At 42.8% G+C, this 18338-nt stretch carries 14 protein-coding genes and 1 pseudogene; 9 read left to right on the forward strand and 6 right to left on the reverse strand.

What is annotated here, in order from left to right:
* The 3 genes and pseudogenes from ACVBIK_RS10670 to ACVBIK_RS10680 form a co-directional block, all read right to left on the reverse strand.
* Positions 1 to 567: pseudogene (locus ACVBIK_RS10670) on the reverse strand (hypothetical protein); the annotation flags it as partial.
* 186 nt (positions 568 to 753) lie between these two features.
* Positions 754 to 2772 (reverse strand): EAL domain-containing protein, encoded by a 2019-nt coding sequence (locus ACVBIK_RS10675; RefSeq protein WP_447161799.1) that lies wholly within the window; start codon positions 2770 to 2772, stop codon positions 754 to 756.
* A 189-nt stretch (positions 2773 to 2961) separates the two neighbouring features.
* Positions 2962 to 5538, reverse strand: a complete 2577-nt coding sequence (locus ACVBIK_RS10680; RefSeq protein WP_447169655.1) for a TonB-dependent receptor — start codon at positions 5536 to 5538, stop codon at positions 2962 to 2964.
* Positions 5539 to 6167: 629 nt separating this feature from the next.
* On the opposite strand from ACVBIK_RS10680, the gene ACVBIK_RS10685 reads away from it, so the two are divergent.
* The 5 genes from ACVBIK_RS10685 to ACVBIK_RS10705 all read left to right on the forward strand — a co-directional run bounded on the left by ACVBIK_RS10685 (position 6168) and on the right by ACVBIK_RS10705 (position 9264).
* Positions 6168 to 6563, forward strand: coding sequence for a nitrous oxide-stimulated promoter family protein (locus ACVBIK_RS10685; RefSeq protein ID WP_447161801.1), 396 nt, complete (start codon positions 6168 to 6170; stop codon positions 6561 to 6563).
* Positions 6564 to 6759: 196 nt separating this feature from the next.
* Positions 6760 to 7956 (forward strand): SpoIIE family protein phosphatase, encoded by a 1197-nt coding sequence (locus ACVBIK_RS10690; protein ID WP_447169656.1) that lies wholly within the window; start codon positions 6760 to 6762, stop codon positions 7954 to 7956.
* Between the two features lie 13 nt (positions 7957 to 7969).
* Entirely contained in the window at positions 7970 to 8302 is a 333-nt protein-coding gene (locus ACVBIK_RS10695) for an STAS domain-containing protein (protein WP_447161803.1), read from the forward strand.
* 109 nt (positions 8303 to 8411) lie between these two features.
* On the forward strand, positions 8412 to 8855 hold the full coding sequence (locus tag ACVBIK_RS10700; RefSeq protein ID WP_447169657.1) for an ATP-binding protein: 444 nt from the start codon (positions 8412 to 8414) through the stop codon (positions 8853 to 8855).
* A gap of 82 nt (positions 8856 to 8937) precedes the next feature.
* Positions 8938 to 9264 carry an Hpt domain-containing protein gene (locus ACVBIK_RS10705; protein WP_447169658.1) on the forward strand — a complete coding sequence of 109 codons (327 nt, stop codon included), beginning with the start codon at positions 8938 to 8940 and terminating at the stop codon, positions 9262 to 9264.
* 108 nt (positions 9265 to 9372) lie between these two features.
* On the opposite strand, the gene ACVBIK_RS10710 is transcribed toward ACVBIK_RS10705, so the two are convergent.
* Both ACVBIK_RS10710 and ACVBIK_RS10715 read right to left on the reverse strand, forming a co-directional pair.
* A complete protein-coding gene (locus ACVBIK_RS10710; RefSeq protein WP_447169659.1) occupies positions 9373 to 10413 on the reverse strand; it encodes a hypothetical protein in 1041 nt (346 codons plus the stop codon).
* Between the two features lie 2 nt (positions 10414 to 10415).
* Positions 10416 to 10910: a hypothetical protein gene (locus ACVBIK_RS10715; RefSeq protein WP_447161807.1), complete on the reverse strand. Its 495-nt coding sequence runs from the start codon at positions 10908 to 10910 to the stop codon at positions 10416 to 10418.
* A 103-nt stretch (positions 10911 to 11013) separates the two neighbouring features.
* On the opposite strand from ACVBIK_RS10715, the gene ACVBIK_RS10720 reads away from it, so the two are divergent.
* A complete protein-coding gene (locus tag ACVBIK_RS10720) occupies positions 11014 to 13671 on the forward strand; it encodes an ATP-binding protein (protein WP_447169660.1) in 2658 nt (885 codons plus the stop codon).
* Between the two features lie 159 nt (positions 13672 to 13830).
* Entirely contained in the window at positions 13831 to 14736 is a 906-nt protein-coding gene (locus ACVBIK_RS10725) for a hypothetical protein (protein WP_447164021.1), read from the forward strand.
* 38 nt (positions 14737 to 14774) lie between these two features.
* Here ACVBIK_RS10725 and ACVBIK_RS10730 read toward each other — a convergent pair whose 3' ends face one another.
* Positions 14775 to 15368 (reverse strand): TetR/AcrR family transcriptional regulator, encoded by a 594-nt coding sequence (locus ACVBIK_RS10730; protein ID WP_447164022.1) that lies wholly within the window; start codon positions 15366 to 15368, stop codon positions 14775 to 14777.
* Positions 15369 to 15572: 204 nt separating this feature from the next.
* On the opposite strand from ACVBIK_RS10730, the gene ACVBIK_RS10735 reads away from it, so the two are divergent.
* Both ACVBIK_RS10735 and ACVBIK_RS10740 read left to right on the forward strand, forming a co-directional pair.
* Positions 15573 to 16604, forward strand: coding sequence for an HlyD family secretion protein (locus ACVBIK_RS10735; protein WP_447161811.1), 1032 nt, complete (start codon positions 15573 to 15575; stop codon positions 16602 to 16604).
* A 27-nt stretch (positions 16605 to 16631) separates the two neighbouring features.
* Complete coding sequence (locus tag ACVBIK_RS10740) at positions 16632 to 18176, forward strand: MFS transporter (protein WP_447169661.1); 1545 nt, start codon at positions 16632 to 16634, stop codon at positions 18174 to 18176.
* Positions 18177 to 18338: the final 162 nt, after the last annotated feature.

Here is an 18338-nt window from a genome sequence, read left to right on the forward strand (position 1 = left end):
TTCTGGTTTAGCTTCTGGTTTAGCTTCTGGTTTAGCTTCTGGTTTAGCTTCTGGTTTAGCTTCTGGTTTAGCTTCTGGTTTAGCTTCTGCGTGAACTTCTGATTTAACTTCTCGCTCAAGTTCAACGCTTGGCTTAGCTTTTACTTCCGGCTCAGCTTTAACTTCAACTTCTGCCTTAGCTAGTATCTCAGGTTCAGATACTGATTCTGGCTCTAGTGCCGCCACAGGCTGAACTTTTTCTTCAACCTCAGAGAATGGCTCAGACACTGGCTCTGCTTGGGCTTCAACAACCGATTCTAATTTTGGCTCTGGCTCTGGCTCAACTGCAGCTTGTTTCACTTCAGCTTCATGATCAACCTTAGACTCAAAGCTCACCCCATCTACGGTGGGCGTCGATACCTCTTCTGTTGTCTCTGGAGTGATATCTTTCATCTCACTCTCGGCTGCATCTTGAGCCTCTTCAGAGCGCTTAGCTGCCTGCTCTTTTTCAGCTTTAGCCGCTTTTTGAGTGCGATTGTAAAGATAAAAACCTACTACAATCAGCAGTATAATGATTATTTCTTTCATTGTTTTCCACCATGGGTTAGCCACGAACACATTTAATACACGCGTTTGTGTAGCTAAAATGTGCAAAATTTAAACGTTATTATTAATGCATTGTCTTTTATAAAATCAACTATTTATATCATTTTTTTATCGGGTATCAAAAATAATCGCTTTTTTAGGTGTTACAAAACATAAATAAACAAAGCACTAACTATCCTGATAGCACAACTTTTCAAGAGGTAAAGGCTTAGCAAAATAAAAACCTTGGACTAAATCAACACCACAACTTTGGATAAATTGATATTCCTGCTGTGTTTCTACTCCTTCGGCAACGACTTTACAGTTAGCAATTTGGCCAAGCTTTGCAACTAACTTATAGATCTCTTTTCCTTTACTCGATGTCGCATCCAATAATAACGACCTGTCAATTTTAACTTTATTGAATGGGTACTTGAGTAGGTGAGGAAATGAAGCGTAGCCTGAACCAAAGTCATCCATTGAGATAGCGATGTCTTGCGCCTGAAGCTCGGTCATTACTCGAGTTAAGTAAACCTTGTCACTTAACATCGCTTCCTCTGTAATTTCGATTTCTACCTTAGACGGTGAAATAGCGTAGTACTCTAATCTAGACAGTAAATGCGACACAAAATCAGGCTCCTCGATGGAGGCGACAGATACGTTAATGGATATACGCCCCCCTACAGGTAACTCTATTTTCTGCATATCTTGTAATACCAACTCAATAACCATTTTATCTAACATTGGCATCGCTTTGAGTAATTGAAAGTCAGCAATGAATACTGGCGGACAAAGCATCCCTTTATCATCTATATAACGAATTAATGCCTCGTAGTTATAGTGTGATTTATCATGAACAGATTGTATTTTCTGGTAAAACATCACCAGAGTACCTTCTCTTAAAATCTTCGCTACCCGATTCTGCACTGAAGATTGAGTAATATTGTCGTTGGTTGAGTCCCTTACACTGCGCAATACATGATTAAAAATAGAGCCCTCAGCTGCAGCGTAACGAGTATTGGGATCAACCGAAATCAAGTGTTTGCCAACGTAGGCCAGGTAAAATGGTCGGTAGATAAAAATGCCGATAATAATAACGACTAATTGCAAAACAGCACCATCTAACTGCTCTCCCATAGCGAAGTAACCACTAAAAATAGGCGGTGTTAGCCAATTAACAATACTAACAACGGGAGAGACGATACCTAATGCAATACAAGCATACACGATCACAAAGCTGACCAAAGGGACAAGAATAAATGGAATGATCATGATCGGATTAAACAGGATTGGCAGGCCAAATAATAACACTTCATTAATATTAAACATGACCATAGGTATGGCAACGATTGCCAGCATCTTGTGGTTGTATTTTTGGCTAAAGATAAGCACGCAGAGTAATAAGCTTATGCAGTTACCTGAGCCTCCCATTGACAAAAATGCGTCATAGAAGCCTTGGCTAATGATATTGATTGAAGCTTCTCCGGCACGCCAAGCTTCAATATTCGCTAGGGTATCGGCATAGATTTGCTGCTTGATAGTAAACAACATATTGTGCCCGTTGATACCAACTGCACCCAAGATGCCAAGAAACGCTTGATATAACAAACCACCAGTAAACGTCATAGGATCCAGTCCTAATGACAAAATAACTGATTTAACAGAAAACCCTGTATAGGTCGCTAATTGCGACAGCAGCAATGCAATCAAGCAAAAACAAAAAATATGCACAATATATTTTATTAATCGAGAAGCAAAATCAAACGAGTTAGGATCTAACAGCCGGATCGGAAAATATAAATAGTATAAATACGTCACTATAGCGCTTAATAACGCCAATAGTGGATTGTTTGGCAATGAATAACTGGTTGAAAAATCTAGATGCTCTATGGACAAAATATAAAACAGAAGCAAGGCATAGATGATAAATATTGCACTGGATGCGTTAGCTTTTTGCGAAAGGTAATAACTCGCAACAATACAAAATGTTGTTGGGTAAAGATTAATTAAGATATTTGAAATATAAAAGAGTAGCTCTGAAACGTAATTAATCTCCATCACTCTAAAGGCATGGCCTAATAGCATAGCTAACGAGTTGGCTAGTGTTATCGGTAACAGCAACAGCGCAATCGCAGCAAGATCGGTCAAATAGAGTTTCGACCCTTTACTCCAATTACACACTCTTGCCAACATTTGACTAAACATCATGAGTTAGCACCGATTGTAGTGCTAGCATTAAGCCCTACATTATTAGCCCAACAATAAAGTGCGAAGAAAGCGACGTTCATTCTATTTCTCTTGTTTCTGGTCTGTTCCGAGCCACTTTGTGTTAGCTCAAAATCAAAAATAATACTCAATTAGCCTGCAGTGGCTCACGAAAGGATGGATACTCGAGATCTAGAATCGAACCGCTACACCTAATTTATAACGCGCCTCTCCTTCGGCACTAAATACAGGATAATTGTTTTTAAATTCGGGCTTAACTTCAGCTAAATCAGATGCCACCCCAAGCTGAATGCTATCTTCTTCAAACAAGTTAACCACTTCAAAAGTTAGCGAAAAATATTCGGTTATATCAAAAGTGCTACTAAAATCGACCGTGCCATAAGCTTGATGCTCACGATTACCGTAATAACCTGGTAACTCACGGATCATATAGACGCTACGCCAGTTATAAGCTAAGCGGGCAGAGAAGCTATCTCGCTCATAATAACCCACTAAGTTAAACGCATGCCTTGATGAATCTGAAAACACATCAACTTGATCAGGATAATATTCAGCAGGTGCATGTGAATCAGCAAAAGTGTAATTTGCTGCATAGCCCAATCCGTTTTCGAACCCATTTTGAAGCTGTAGTTCAACACCTTGTATAAGCCCACCTGAGCCATTTTTCTTGTTAGAAACAGTCCAACTATCTTCACCAGAGTCAGGATCAACAATGCCCACACTTTGATCTAATAATTGCTCTGAGGTGATAAACGAGTTGATATCTTTAACAAAATAAGTCGCTGATATGATTCCTTCAGGGCTGAAGTACCACTCCACGCCCAGCTCGGCCTGTATCGCTTTAAACGGCTCTAGAGCGATATTACCTTGATCGATTACTTCGTTATTCGGAATGCCATCGCCATAGCCCGATAGTGCAGAAGAGGCGAACATATCGTCATAATTGGGTCGAGAAATGACTTTAGATGCCGCCGCTCGGATAATGACATCATCAGTGGCCTCAAATGCAACATTGATACTTGGTAGTAAATCACGATAGTTTGCCCCTAATGTACTCAAATCATCAGCGTAAGTACCCTCTGAGGTAAGCTGGTAATAATCCGAAGCGACATTGGTCGAGATATAGCGAAGCCCGATATTGCCTCTAACACGCTCAGATGCGAAGTTAGCCATCAAATATAAGGCTAGGTTGGTTTCGTTAATGGTACCGTAACCCGACTTATATACCTGACCATTACTATCAAAGCCAGTGATTGCAGCCTTGGCATCGTTGAGCATGGTATCAAAAATAGGTTTCGGCAGAGTAAAGCCGCCTCCTGATGAAACCGTACCAGAGTAGTACGCAGATGCCTTTTTTGCGATAATCTCGGGGTTAACTATGCCTTCAAAAGACTCCTGTTTAACGTCATGTTCAGCCCAGCTTACTCCGGTTTTAATTGTGTTGATAAAGCCAAGCTCTACAGGAAATGTAAGGTTTAACTTAAGGTAAGTCTCTTCATCTGAGTTGGGTTGTTTACGCAGCGACCAACTTTCTGGAGCCAAGGGGCCATTAAAGTCCTCTGCCGTAAATGAATTGTTCGCTATGTCGATATTTATCACATCACTGCGGGCATCATAAGTGCCTGCAAAATCGCTGGCCTGCCCCAACCAAAAACCGTAATTAGCTGTCGTGTTGGTTCCCCCTTCTGAGCGAGTATTACCCAGTACACCATCTACCGTATAGTCATCCGTTTCATACTTAAAATCAAAGTCATAAGTATTGGAATCCATGCTCGATTCGCGCACCCATGTTTGCGCCCAGGCCGGGTTAGCATCATCGGCATTACGACGATAAAAGATACAGGTTCCGGCCTCATTTCTTTGCTCGCAAGCAGCCTCTTTATCATCAGGAAACATCAAAAATAACGACGTATTGGCATTGTTGGCTTGCATATCAAGACTCATGAAATTGAAGCCAAGCTCCAATTCGTCTGTTGGCCGGTACTGCAACACCGCATTAATAGCAGAGCGCTCACGCTGCTGCTCGAACGTCGTCGGCACTATCTCTCCCCAGCCGATGCTTGATTCGATCCCATTACGCTGATAATGAGTGTTGGCATCTGCTACCGCGAGCAGCACACCTAAGCTATCGGTGCTATTTTTCCAGCTATACAAACCAGAAAATTCAGGGTCTACTTGCTCAGAAACGGTGCCATAGTCTTGCTTACTGCTAAAGAAAATTGAGTTAGTATCTAAATCCAACGGCTTGCGGGTATTAATGATAACGGTACCACCGATCCCACCTTCGGTAATATCGGCTTGAGAAGATTTATAAACCTCTATTTCACCTATTATTTCAGGCGGTAACAAAGAGTAATTAAAACTACGATCAGTTGTTTGTTGGTCAAACCAACCTGTCGATGCAACAGAGTGACCATTTAACAAAGTACTGGTTAACTGATTAGATGCGCCACGAATAGACACTTGCTGACCCTGGCCAAATTGACGATTAACCGAAACACCGGGCATTCGCGCCAAAGACTCACCCACATCACTGTCAGGGAATTTACCTATATCTTCTGCGGTTACCGCATCGACAACAGCATTGGAGAACCTTTTAGTATTAATAGAGGCCTTCATGGAGGCCTGAATGCCACGCACCTCAATAATTTCCATTGATGACCCAATGACGCTGCCATCCTCTATTGGGTTCGCTGTAACAATAGCAGGTAGCAGAGTGCTCACTAGCAGTAGTGCAGAGGTCGCCATTAAGCTTACCTTAAAACTTGTTCGTCTTATTTTTACACGCGTCATCAAAGGGGGGGATCTTAAAGTCAATTATCATTCTACAAGTAATGCCACATCAATATGAGCTGAAAGCCTAGTTCGGCGCACAGCCAACCTAAGGGAATAATAAGTAATATCCCCTTGAATAAAGTGGTTTTAGTGTTTACTGCAAACTTAATATCGACTTATTTAAGGCGATATTGGAAGTTAATTTTACCTTTGCTTGAGTCGGAGAGGTCAGTGACTTTAAGCCACCGAGAAATGATAAAGCCCTGAATTTAAGGCCCCATTGTAATCAATCTCAACGCTAGACAATCTCACTATATCACGAGGTAGATTGCCTCCTTCATCAATAATGTTTTATGAGGAAAATTACACCATCAAACACCGCGGCGGATTTTAATCCAGCGCAAATGATTCTGACAAGCATATTTTAATATATCGCTTTGGGGATAAACTAAAAAAACATTAGCTTGAAGTGATAAACCGTTTTTCTTGATTAGCTTAAAGCACTATTTTGTGCACACCTTCAAAGTTTGAAGCTAATATTTTGTCAGCAAAAGCGAACCCTTTTATGATGATAATAACCAAGTAACTTACTAAGGTATCCCATGGCATTTGCACAACTACTCAGTGGCAAACTTCTCAGAGAGTTTGAGACGATTTCAGCTATGGTGAAAATCTACTGTAAGGCGCACCATAAGGAAGCGGGATCTCACCCTTGCGAAGAGTGTGAAGACTTTATCGAATACGCCCATACTCGCCTTGATAGATGCCCCTATGGTCAAGATAAGCCAACCTGTAACAAGTGCCCAGTACACTGCTATAAGCCTCATATGAAAGCCAAGGCGCGCGAGATCATGATTTTCGCAGGCCCTAGAATGCTACTACCTCACCCTATTATGGCTATTCGTCATTTACTCTGCGAACGTCATCCTGCGCCAGGTAAGCCCCCCGAAGCTTGCTCTAACCGCCACCAACGCATAAAAGTTACCACAAAAGATTAGTCAATTTTACTAAGCGCGATATCATTTAAGCAAAATATAAAGCTAACCTATTGTCATAACGTTATTTTCCACGCCTTCAGTGCCGCCCACTTGTCGTATTTAACATTCACGACTAGACTTTTGAAAAGTAAGAATACTTGTCGAAAACTGAATATAAAATGGACTCAGTAACGAATGCAGCAAGGAGGCTGATGATTTGAGCAAAGAGATCCTACTCGTAGAGGATAATAAGGTCATGCTGCTACTGATGACAAAAATGCTCTCCTCGCGAGGTTACCATGTCATTAACGCTATCAATGGCCTTGATGCACTCACTCAACTCGAAAAGCACCCTTCTATTCAGCTTGTCTTAAGTGACTGGATGATGCCTGATTTAAACGGCATAGAACTGTGTTATCACTTAAAATCCCCCGACTATAACCGTTATATTTTTTTTGTTTTGCTCTCAGGACGTGATGATCAAGAATCAATTGTCGAAGGCATTAACGCTGGCGCCGATGATTTTGTCGCTAAAGATACTAATATCAATGAGCTAGATGCTCGCCTTAAAGCGGGATTTAGGAGTCTAGAACTACACAACCAGTTAGTTGCCAAAAATATTGAACTAGACCAAGCTTATGCCACCATACGCCAAGATCTCGATTCGGCCAGCTTATTGATCCAGCGGATGTTACCTAGCCAAAAAAAATTCCCTGGCGTTGAGCTGCACTACACTCATATACCGAGTGCTCAAATTGGTGGCGATATGCTCGGATGTATGCCGCTAGATGAAGACCATATCGCCGTTTACCTCTTTGATGTCGCTGGCCACGGAGTAAAATCAGCATTGATGTCTTTTGCAATCCAGCAAAGTATCGACTCTAGCAGCAACTCGCATGTAAAACACCAACAAGATAGCGACCCTTTTTATCGCTTAAGAGAGCCCAGTGAAGTGCTCGCTAGGCTTAATCAGAGTTATATTAATCAAGGCGATAATAACCTCTACTTCACTATGATTTACGCCGTGCTGAATACCAAAACCGGACAATTAAACTACGCCTTTGCTGGTCACCCTCCAATAATCTGGCAGCAAACATCGCAACAAATATGCCGCTTTATACAACAAGAGAGCTTTGTCGCCGGTATGTTCGATTTTGCTAGCTACCAAACCGAACAGATCCAATTGAGCGTAGGCGATCGCATATTTCTCTACTCTGATGGTATTACCGAAGCGGAATCTACAGATAAAGAACAATACTCAGAGCAAAGGTTAGCGTTGCAAATTCAACAGCTGTCCAAGCTGACAATTAGCAAGCAAAGTAACACCATAGTAGAGGAATTAAACAACTGGTCAGGCACAACACAGTTCGATGATGACATCAGCTTGTTGGCATTTGAATGGAATGGAAGCTAATCAAGGAAACAGCATGCACTTCGATATAATTGCGAAAAACCAATACACGGTGATCCGAATTAAAGAGGCTAGGTTTGACGCCAAGCTGACTGCCAGTTTCCATGTTGAACTCGGAAAACTAAAAGATAACCTACGCGAGCATTTACTCCTTGATATGAGTGATGTGCGCTTTATGGACAGTAGCGGACTAGGAGCCATCATGGGCACCTATAAGATGTTGCGCAACACTAAAATCAGTATCATTAACCCGCAGAAACCGATCTTAGATTTACTCAAGTTAACTCGAATAGACAAGCTGATAGTGAGCCATGCAACCATAGAAGATGCGCTAACAGCAAACGCTTAAAAGGATAGCTTGATGAAGGGAATGACACTCGCCGCAGGAAAAGGCACAGAAGCACAGCCTATCTTCAATACGTTTCCCTTTTATCGCAGCGGCAATAAGGGAGGTTAATGTGAACACAAGGACGTTTTACCAACAATACTCAAGCAGCCTGGAGGCATCCCGCACTGTTGCCTCCGATATCCTGCCCTTTTGGTACTCACTCGGCTTGGATACAGCCCTTATCGGGCAGATGGAGCTGTGCCTTGTAGAACTTGTGAATAACGTATTTGAGCATGCCTACGCTAACCTTGATGGGGCAAAGTTTGAAATAAGCTCTTACGTAAATGACACAAAACAGTTAATTATTGAAGTCGCAGATTATGGCGACTCGATACCCAAAAATCTGCTTGATGACCTACCTAAAATGGACTTTATTGAACCTCTCGAATACGACCCAAGCACCTGGTTACAAAGCCGTAGGGGACTCAAAATCATTCAGCAGCTTTCAGACAAAATAGAATACCATTCACACGATAACCGCAATACTTTCAGACTATTGAAAAAGACCAGCTAAAGACACTCTAGTCATAACAAAATGCCAGCTTTAGCTGGCGATTTAATGGCTGTTAATATCAACACAAGCAAGGGGGGAAGCTATGATTAAGATTGATGAATTAAAAGCACTCTGTGACGGCGATGATTCTATGCTGAACATGCTACTGACGATCTATATCGAAGAGTATGGCCAAAGTGATCACCTCATTTTTCAGAGCTATCAAACAGAAAATATCACTGAATTATTTCGTCTCACCCATGAGCTCAAAGGCATGTTCAGTAACCTGTGCGCGCAAGACGCTGTAAGCTTGGCACAAGTCGTTGAGTCGAGCTCTAAAGGCGGCTCACTCCCCGAGCGCATAGCAATAATCAACTTGTGTAGCGAAATCCAAACCATCAATAGCCAAATAACCGCTATTTTACAATAACCGACGCGATTCACAGTCAAAGCCAAGCTGGAACGACTAGCCCAAAATGATTGAGCTTAGTCTTAGTCTTAGTCTTAGTCTTAGTCTTAGTCTTAGTCTTAGTCTTCATCAAAATACAAAACTAACCGCCAAGCATAATAAATCAGCGTCTGAGCTTTCGCCGTAGACCAGTGGTGAAGTGACAAACTGGGCGCGATTACCTTCCTTTTGAGAGAAGATAATCTGGTATTCAATATTGATTGAAACACTTGATGTTAAGTCATATTTAACCCCTGCCGTTACCGCTTTTGACTTTCGCAGTTGATGGCTCTCACCGTAAGTTAAATAGGGTGACAATTCGTCAAATGCATAAATAGCCGAGGCATACCAGTTTGCTTGTAATCGATCGGACTCAACCTCTGCTATCCACAACCAAGAGCCATAGCTGTATTCCGCCCCTAACGTGTAAATATCGAGTTTTTCCTCCTCTACCGAGGGAAGCTGGGTATATTTGGCTTGCATAAAGCCACTATGAATACGGTAATTAAAGCCCACTAAATCAATATAGATCCCTGCTATCCATTCGGTATCAAACTGCAATAAAATGTCACCTAACTCGACCTTATTGACTCTATCAAAACCGTAATAGGGAGAAACCGTTAACAGCAGTTCATCAGAAATATCATAATTCCAGGCTAAAGAGAGACCATCATAAAAGGTAAACCCTAAAATGCTGTCATATACCTCTTGAGGTGGCCTTATCCACGGGTAGGCTTGGCTGACATAGTAGTACTCCGAAACCAGAAATACCGGTAAGCGCAAACGCCCTGCTCTCAACTCAAAATCATCAAAGCCATATGATAGATATGCCCATTCAAGTTCAGGGTCACTCCAGTTATCCTGGGTACGTTTCACCACCTGCCCAGACGCACTCAAGCCATCGAGCACATCGATATCTAACTGTAAGCCAAATATGGTGTCACAGTCGTAGCAGGTATCGTCGGTAATTTCTCGACTAATAAATAGTGGGGTTCGATTATCACTTTTGCTGATAGTGGTTGAGCCAAATCCACTTAATAAAATGTTGTCGGTTAACTCAATACTTGCCTGGGCAGCAGGGCAAAATAACAGGTAAAATAACGCTATAAATAATGTTTTGCGAAATAACATGGCTATTCTCCCTGAGGCACGGTTATCAAGATATTGACTTCTTTGGGGACGGAATCGATGGGGGCATAGGCTATTCCGTTGGGGTTATCGTTAAGCCATTTTAAAATCTGCTTAATATCATCACTGTTTAATTCTTCGGGGGGAGTACCTCTTCCAGAAAATGCAAGCCCAGCCCAATAGCCGTTCATCTGCGATACGGATTTACCGAGTAGCATTTTGTAAAAGTCTTCTCTGTGGATGGAAGTTTCAGGGAGGTCTACCAGGATAATTTTTAAGCTACCGGATATTTTCTTACTTTTGCCTCGATAAAGCATTCTAGCCTTGCTTTTACTTAATGGCGGCAAGTCGTCATTCAAGGTAAAAATTGCAAACTCAACGTCTTCGCTTTCATCGACGCCGGCTAAAGCTTGAGAGGCGGGGGAGCTACACACAAGCACCAGCAAAAGAAATTGCTGACAACAGACAAGCTGAACCCGTTCGTTTAATCCCTTAAACATTAAAACCCTCATTCCTTGATAGTTTTTTGTACTAAGCTGAATATAGTCAAGGCTTAGTTAAACCACAAGCTCACCACTAACTTGTTCAATTCATGGAGTAGAAATGAACTTATTGAATCATATTTCAATAAAAATACGGATGTTAGCCTTGGTGCTATTGCCACTGATTTTTGCCTCATTCTTGTCTGCATTAGAGATTAAAAATCAAAGCGACAATGTTGAATCGCTAAATACCCTCAATAGCAAAATTAACTTTCTTGAATCTTTCTCTCAGTTAAACAAACAGATCAATCACGCAAGAGAGCAGTTATTCAAACACAATATTAAGCTGTCCATCGACTCTTTCAACACCCGCCTCAACTACATAGCGCTGTTACTACCACAAGCCTTTAGTGCCGAAAACGCTTTAGAGATGGAGTCCTGGTTAAGTAATACCAGTAATGCGCTAAAAGAGATGAATGAAGTTGATAGTGAAGGATTAGGAGACTGGTCATTTTGGTTCAATGAGCTGCAAGTTCAAGCGCTAAGCACCATGGAAAAAGATCACTCAGGCGTTAACGATGAAATAAATCAACAGCTGGTGATACTCTATCAACTGCAGTGGCTGTCTCTATGGTCTACTGAAGAGCGTTGGTTAATCAAACAGTTGCTATTAAATCGCGGAGAAAGCGAACTGCTTAGCCAGCTGAACTCCATCACTGAACACCAACAACTTTATATTGAACGCTTTATTGAGATCAACGCTAAGCCGGAGCAGGTATCTCTGCTGCTGAGTACCTTTTCAGATAAAGCATTCGAGCAAAGCTACCAATTAAGAAGCCACATTTTAAATCAGCAGCCACTAACCCAAACCCCAGATACAAGTTTGCAAGCATTACAGCAGCGTCTTGATTTAATTCAATATGTTGTGAGCACTTTCTCCAGCCAGCTAACTAACAATATCCAGAGAGAAATCAGCCAATCTAAGCGTTTGATCTTATTATTCTGTGCAGCATTATTTTTCTCTTTGATCATTATTGCCATCATAGGCGCAAACCTATATCGACGCATCACTAACTATCTCAGCCACGTGATTAAAACCATGTCTCAAATTGAAGAAACTCATGACTATTCACAGAAAATAAACGAAGCGGGTAACGATGAATTCAGCCTATTTTCCCATACACTCAATAAGCTGATTAATGAGCGCCACCAAAATGAACTAAAAATATTACAAGCCAAGCGTGAGGCTGAAAAAGCCAATCAGGCAAAGAGTTCTTTTCTGGCAAATATGTCTCATGAAATCAGGACTCCGCTCAACGGAATTATCGGCATGTCCGATATCATGGCTGGCACTAAGCTAACGGCCACTCAAAGTGAACATTTACAAACTATTGAGACTTCATCGCAGACACTGTTACTGCTTATCAATGACATACTCGATCTCTCTAAAATTGAATCTGGTAACCTCTCAATAACCCATACAAATACCAATATTGTCGAAGTGGTATATGACACGCTTTCGATGATCTTACCCAAAGTCGCCGAAAAACAACTCACCCTTGAAGTCGATATCGATAAAGATACTCCTTACCTGACCTCCTTAGATGAACATCGCATGCGCCAAGTGCTGATGAATCTGCTCTCTAATGCGATAAAATTTACCCTAGAGGGAGGCATTAAGGTCGTTGTTTCGTGTCGCAATAGTGCCAGCTATAGCAAGATGCTAATTAGCGTGCATGATACTGGAACAGGAATAGCCCCTAGCAAGCAACAACAAATATTTTCTCCTTTTATTCAAGAGGACGACACCATTACCCGTCAATTTGGTGGCACAGGGCTTGGACTCTCTATTTGCAAACAACTTATAGAATTAATGGGGGGCGAGATCACCCTTAGCTCAGTGAAAGGAGAGGGATGCTGCTTCACTATCTCGCTGAAAGCTAAAATAGTCAGCTACACAAAACCAATCTCCAACCAATTTAAACCATTAACCGCTGCGATCATTTCAAATAACTCGCAACGCAATGACATGATTAGCAAAGAATGTCAGCGCCAAGGATTTAGCCTTAACTACCATTATCAGTCTTGCTTTGACCTGCTTCAAGATAGGCAAACATTTGATCTTTTGTTCCTCGATATCCAGTCATCGACAAGAGGTACACTTGCGAGCCTACCTGAATTGCTTAAGCAAAAAGACATCTTTACCATTGCCATTAACGCTCTGGGCGAGAAGCGACAGTTAGATAATATAGATGCAATCGTAACCCTTCCCTTATTAGGCAACCGTTTTAGGAACGCCATACATAACGGCATAGAAAACCGAAAACTAAGGCAGCAACAGCAACCACAGAATCAGCTCAACCCGATAAACAAGCCCGCTGAAACAGAGAAATCGAAAGTGGTTATTCTGATTGTAGAAGATAACCTAGTGAATCAGAAAGTGGCCTCTTTACAGCTCAAACAGGCGGGTTTTGATTTTATTATTGCGAGTAATGGCCAGGAAGCCTTTGAATTCATCAGCGCTGGTAGAGCCTTCCACGCCATTTTAATGGACTGCATGATGCCGGTTATGGATGGCTTTACGGCAACCGAAAAGATCAGAGAGTGGGAAAGTCTACATTCTCAGCCAAGGTTACCTATCATCGCACTAACTGCGAGCGTACTCGATCAAGATATTCAGAAGTGTTATCAATCAGGTATGGATGATTACCTCGCAAAACCCTTTAAAAAAGAGGCGTTACTACATAAGCTTAAATCGATATCTAAGCAGGCGAGTTAAATCGTCCACTGACTAACAGCCACGCTATACTCATAGCATCCCATGACGTTAATAGCGGCGTTACATTTCCTAGCAAGCACATACTATAGATGTAGGCTAGCTATGACTAAAAATTCAACACTTGCATCTGGGATAGTAATACGTTGAAATGATATCGGCATGAATGAATTTAGTGAGTTTTTCTCTCAAGGTTATTGGTGGCTCTCATTGCTTGGCGGTCTACACTGCCTCGGGCTAGGCTTGTATATCCGCTACATTTACACCGAGCAAAGTGGTAACCATAAAATTCTGGGTGGCATTTTCAGTTTAATGGCGCTGTATTTTTTTACTGGGTTACTCAACATAAATAACGCCCCTGCCCCCATCCACTTACTTTTCATCTTAATTATTCCCGTCTACTTTTTAATGATGCCCCTGCTCTACCTCTATTGCGACCGCAGCCTTAATGAAATAAAACGGCCAATCGGTTTTTCACGTCACTTCTACCCCGCCGTTATCATCGCTATTATTGTGGTATTAGCCACCAGTTACCGAATCACCTTTGAGCATAATTGGCCTGAAATTAAACTGAGTCAGCCGCCGACTCTGACTGATTTAAGCCTTTTAGGCATGGTACTTCCTGCCATGCTATTTGTTCAGACTGGGCTCTATTTTTATTACATCATTAAAATGCTTAGCCGCTATCCCGGCCGAGTATCAAGAGTGCATCAAGATAGCCTCAAAGATATTAAGTTTCGCTGGTTGTTGGTGCTAACTCTCGCGTTAATGGGCAATTGGCTTATCAGGACGGTATTGGTGATCTTGCCTTTTTACTTTGGCGATAGGTTTATTGCTATCAACCAAGCCGCGACCAAGTTAGCCCTGTTATTGACTGTCTATATATTGGCTATTTACGGCCTCAAGCAGATCACCCGAGCCGCCTTTTTGCGCGGCAAACTCACTCAACAACATTCGAAACAACCGATGCGGGCCAGCCAACAGCTACTTAGCTCTGAAGAGCTCGCTTATTTGCAGCAGTTAATGCTGGAGGAGAAAGAAGAGGATCAGAAAAATAACCCGCCATAGGCTTTGCTGAAGTCCACGGCGTGATAGGTCCATATTCGTTAGGCTTTACAGCCATGTAGGAAAATTTTAATCGCTTGCGCCGAATACTGCTTAATTTCCTCTTCCGAAGGGACACCTAACCCCAAGACCACATCTTGGTAATAATCACCTCGCAAAAGCCCGATCAACTGACTGCTTGTCTGGGCAGGATCGTCAATATTCAGCTGTCCTTGAATAGCCTGCAGTTGTAAAAAATCACTCAACATTTGATAAAAACGATGGGGCCCACGAGATAAGAAAAAATCCACCAGCTCTTTATCTCGACGAGACTCAGTCACAATAATCCGATATATATCGATAATAGGCTGAGAACACAAAGCCTTAAGGTATTCGTAGCCAAACTGATTAAGCTGTTCAGCTAGATCCGCTTGAGCATCAAATTGAAAAGCACTGCCCACCTGTTCGGTACAGCGAGTGACCACCTGAATCAAAATTCCGCGCTTACAACCAAAATAGCTATAAAGGGTCTGCTTAGAGCCACCGCACACCTCAATAATTTGATCTAGACTCGTGTCGGCGTAACCCTGCTCAAAAAAAAGCTGAGTCGCTACGTCGATAATTTTTTCTTGTTTCTTTAGCGTAGATGGACGCATTCAAGTACCTCTCCTGTATGAGCCTAATTAGAACAGGTCTGTGTTATTCATGCAATTTAAGCCAAGTAACCCATAAGCTTGCTCAAGGCTAATTTGCGATCTCAAACGATCTTTTATGAACCTTGGTTAAAATTTAACTTGATCTAGTTATACCAAATAACTTATCGTACCGTCCAGTACAGTACGATAAGTTAATGAGAAAATATGAACGCCAAAATTAAAGCCATCGTTATCGCCCTCGCCTTAGTCACGACTCTTGCAATGACGGCTAACACTTTTGTCAGTAATGCTGATACCGAAAAAACCGATAACGCCTATGTTCATGGTGAGATCACCCAGATAAGCGCTGAGGCTTCTGGTCGAGTCACAAAAATATTTGTAACAGATAACCAAATGGTAAAAGCCGGAGACGTACTGGCAATCATAGATCCGAGAGATTACGTCGCCCGACGAGACCAGGCTAAAGCGGCGTTAGCCATGGCGAGTGCATCACTCGATAGCAACCAGAGTCGCACCGCGCTACAACACGTCAATATCGATGAAACTGCGGCTCATTTGGAGGTCGCAGAGGCGAACCATGACTTCGAGCAAAAGGAGCTCATTAGGTATGCAAAATTGGTTAAGACCGATGCTGTCAGCAAAACACAGCACGATGCGCAAGCGAACAAGACTCGCATAGCCAATGCCAACCTTGAGGCGGCTAAGTTTAAGTTATCAGCAGCCAAGCAGCAGCTTATTAACCTAGAGACAGATCGCACTCACATTCTTGCACAGCAGCAACAAGCACAAGCAAGCTTAGCGCTAGCCGAACTAGAACTGCAAGATACCCAAATTCTAGCGCCGATCTCTGGCCGGATCGGTAATCGCGCCCTACAACTCGGTAAGTTTGTCCAAGCAGGTTCTGGCGTATTGGCCATTGTGCCAACCGGTGAATTATGGATAGAAGCCAACTTTAAAGAAACTCAGCTAACCCATATTCAACCCGGACAGGCCGTAGAGGTGATACTGGATATGTTCCCTGACTCAACACTCACTGGCACGGTGAGCAGCACTTCGCCATCAACAGGTGCGCAGTTCAGCCTCTTGCCTCCTGACAATGCCACCGGTAATTTCGTCAAGGTGGTGCAGCGAGTACCAGTAAAGATCAAACTGATGATCCCGTCGGCATTAAAAGGCCGAGTCGTTCCAGGGCTATCGGCAGAAGTCACGATTAACACCAATAGCACCAATAGCTAAGTCTTTCACTTATTCAGAGTTAATTCCATGAACCGCCGCCTCGAACTTATGCTAATTGTGACCCTGGCAATGATCCCATTTGGCATCACCTCGGCTATCTACAATGCCAGTGCCAGTAACATTGCCGGAACATTAAGCCTATCGGCTGACAATGCTTCTTGGTTCAATATTGCTTATATCTTAGCGCAATTACTGACCCTGCCTTTGGCCTCATGGCTAAGTTACCGCATAGGCGCAAAGCGCCTGCTAACCATGGGCACCGCTCTTGGCTTGTTAAGCAGTTTACTATTAGGTTTTAGCAGCAATGTCGTGGGGCACTTTATTGGCTGGGGCGTTATCGGGATTGCAGCAAGCTGTATGTTAGTGGCAGTGCAGGTGTTGGTGCTGCGTAACCTGTCACTTAAGGACATAGCTATTGCTGAAGGTTGCATGATGCTAATGACAACTCTGCTACCTATGGGCGTCTACCCTTGGCTTATCGCCGAGCTAGCCGAGAACGCCTTATGGCAACTCACCTTTGCGGCACAATCGAGCCTTTACCTGCTCATTTTGGCCTGGTTATGGTTACGGCCACTCGATTATATCGACGCGATACAGGTCCTGAAATTTAACGCGCTACAAGCGATTACCATGAGCGCTGCCATCACCGGGATCACGCTAGTCTTGATGCGTGGCCAGTACTATAACTGGTTCGATAGTCCAGAGTTTACTCAGATGACTCTGGTCACCGCGGCATTGATTCTCTTATGTGTATTCGTTATCGCGAAGCAGCTTGGTCGTGGCGAGTTCATTCGTAGCGATGTATTAAGCCCGTTAAAGAATAAAGTGTCGATGTACAACGCTGCCCTTGCAGGCTTTGCCGTGCTTGGCACTTCTATGCTGATCAGCGTTTACCTTGGCAGTGTATTGCGCTACAGCCATAGCGAGCAAGGCTGGCTGCAAGTGCCCGCTTTTGCCAGCATGTTTGTCGGCTTACTAATTAGTATCTGGATCTGTAATCACCCAAGACTCAAACCCGACGCCGTGGTGCCCATTGGTGTGCTAATGATCTTGCTCTCGAGCGTCTCGCTATCAGGTAGCAGCGCCAGTAGTGGCGCAAGTGATATGCTGCCTGCATTGATCTTACGCGGGCTTGGCGTCGGCTTGCTCAATGTCACCGTGTCTATCTCTATTTTATCGAGTTTTAAAAAAGATCATATTTCACAGGGCGTAAGTTACTTCTACCTCTTTAGAACCTTAGGGGGTCTGATGGGCATGGCGTTGTTCTCTAGAATGATGAGTATTGAGTCCACCAGCACCATGGGTGTGCTAGGCGAAAATTTCAATCAAATGAACAGCAATTTCATCCAGTATCAAACGGCCATGACTCAAGTCTTGAACCAAGGGATGTTGGAAGCCACGCCAGAGCGAGTCGCGAGCTTGCTTTCCAGCCAACTGCAACTACAAACGGCAGCCGTTGCAGGAGGCAATAATTTCCAGTGGTTTATTATCTCGCTGTTTGTGCTTGCCCCTATCTTGATCATAGGTAAAAAGTTAGTGGCAAAGTCTGCTAATCAGCAGCCGGAAGATTAACTAAGTCTGTTTTTGATTTATCACAAATAAACACCATTGAATGAATTTTTTTCATAGCCAACCGCGTAAAAGTTACGCTAGTGTATTAGCCCTTATTTCAAGAAAATATCAAAAAAAAAATAATAAATGCAAGTTAACTTATTGAAGGGTAGGAATTAATAC

The sequence above is a fragment of the Shewanella sp. 125m-1 genome, from assembly GCF_052977065.1.

Excerpts from the sequence above, each read along its gene's own strand:
- ACVBIK_RS10685 (WP_447161801.1), top strand. The coding sequence starts at position 6,168 with ATGGCATTTGCACAACTACTCAGTGGCAAACTTCTCAGAGAGTTTGAG.
- ACVBIK_RS10730 (WP_447164022.1), bottom strand. The coding sequence starts at position 15,368 with ATGCGTCCATCTACGCTAAAGAAACAAGAAAAAATTATCGACGTAGCG.
- ACVBIK_RS10735 (WP_447161811.1), top strand. The coding sequence starts at position 15,573 with ATGAACGCCAAAATTAAAGCCATCGTTATCGCCCTCGCCTTAGTCACG.
- ACVBIK_RS10720 (WP_447169660.1), top strand. The coding sequence starts at position 11,014 with ATGAACTTATTGAATCATATTTCAATAAAAATACGGATGTTAGCCTTG.
- ACVBIK_RS10725 (WP_447164021.1), top strand. The coding sequence starts at position 13,831 with ATGAATGAATTTAGTGAGTTTTTCTCTCAAGGTTATTGGTGGCTCTCA.
- ACVBIK_RS10705 (WP_447169658.1), top strand. The coding sequence starts at position 8,938 with ATGATTAAGATTGATGAATTAAAAGCACTCTGTGACGGCGATGATTCT.
- ACVBIK_RS10710 (WP_447169659.1), bottom strand. The coding sequence starts at position 10,413 with ATGTTATTTCGCAAAACATTATTTATAGCGTTATTTTACCTGTTATTT.
- ACVBIK_RS10680 (WP_447169655.1), bottom strand. The coding sequence starts at position 5,538 with ATGGCGACCTCTGCACTACTGCTAGTGAGCACTCTGCTACCTGCTATT.
- ACVBIK_RS10740 (WP_447169661.1), top strand. The coding sequence starts at position 16,632 with ATGAACCGCCGCCTCGAACTTATGCTAATTGTGACCCTGGCAATGATC.
- ACVBIK_RS10675 (WP_447161799.1), bottom strand. The coding sequence starts at position 2,772 with ATGATGTTTAGTCAAATGTTGGCAAGAGTGTGTAATTGGAGTAAAGGG.
- ACVBIK_RS10695 (WP_447161803.1), top strand. The coding sequence starts at position 7,970 with ATGCACTTCGATATAATTGCGAAAAACCAATACACGGTGATCCGAATT.
- ACVBIK_RS10715 (WP_447161807.1), bottom strand. The coding sequence starts at position 10,910 with ATGTTTAAGGGATTAAACGAACGGGTTCAGCTTGTCTGTTGTCAGCAA.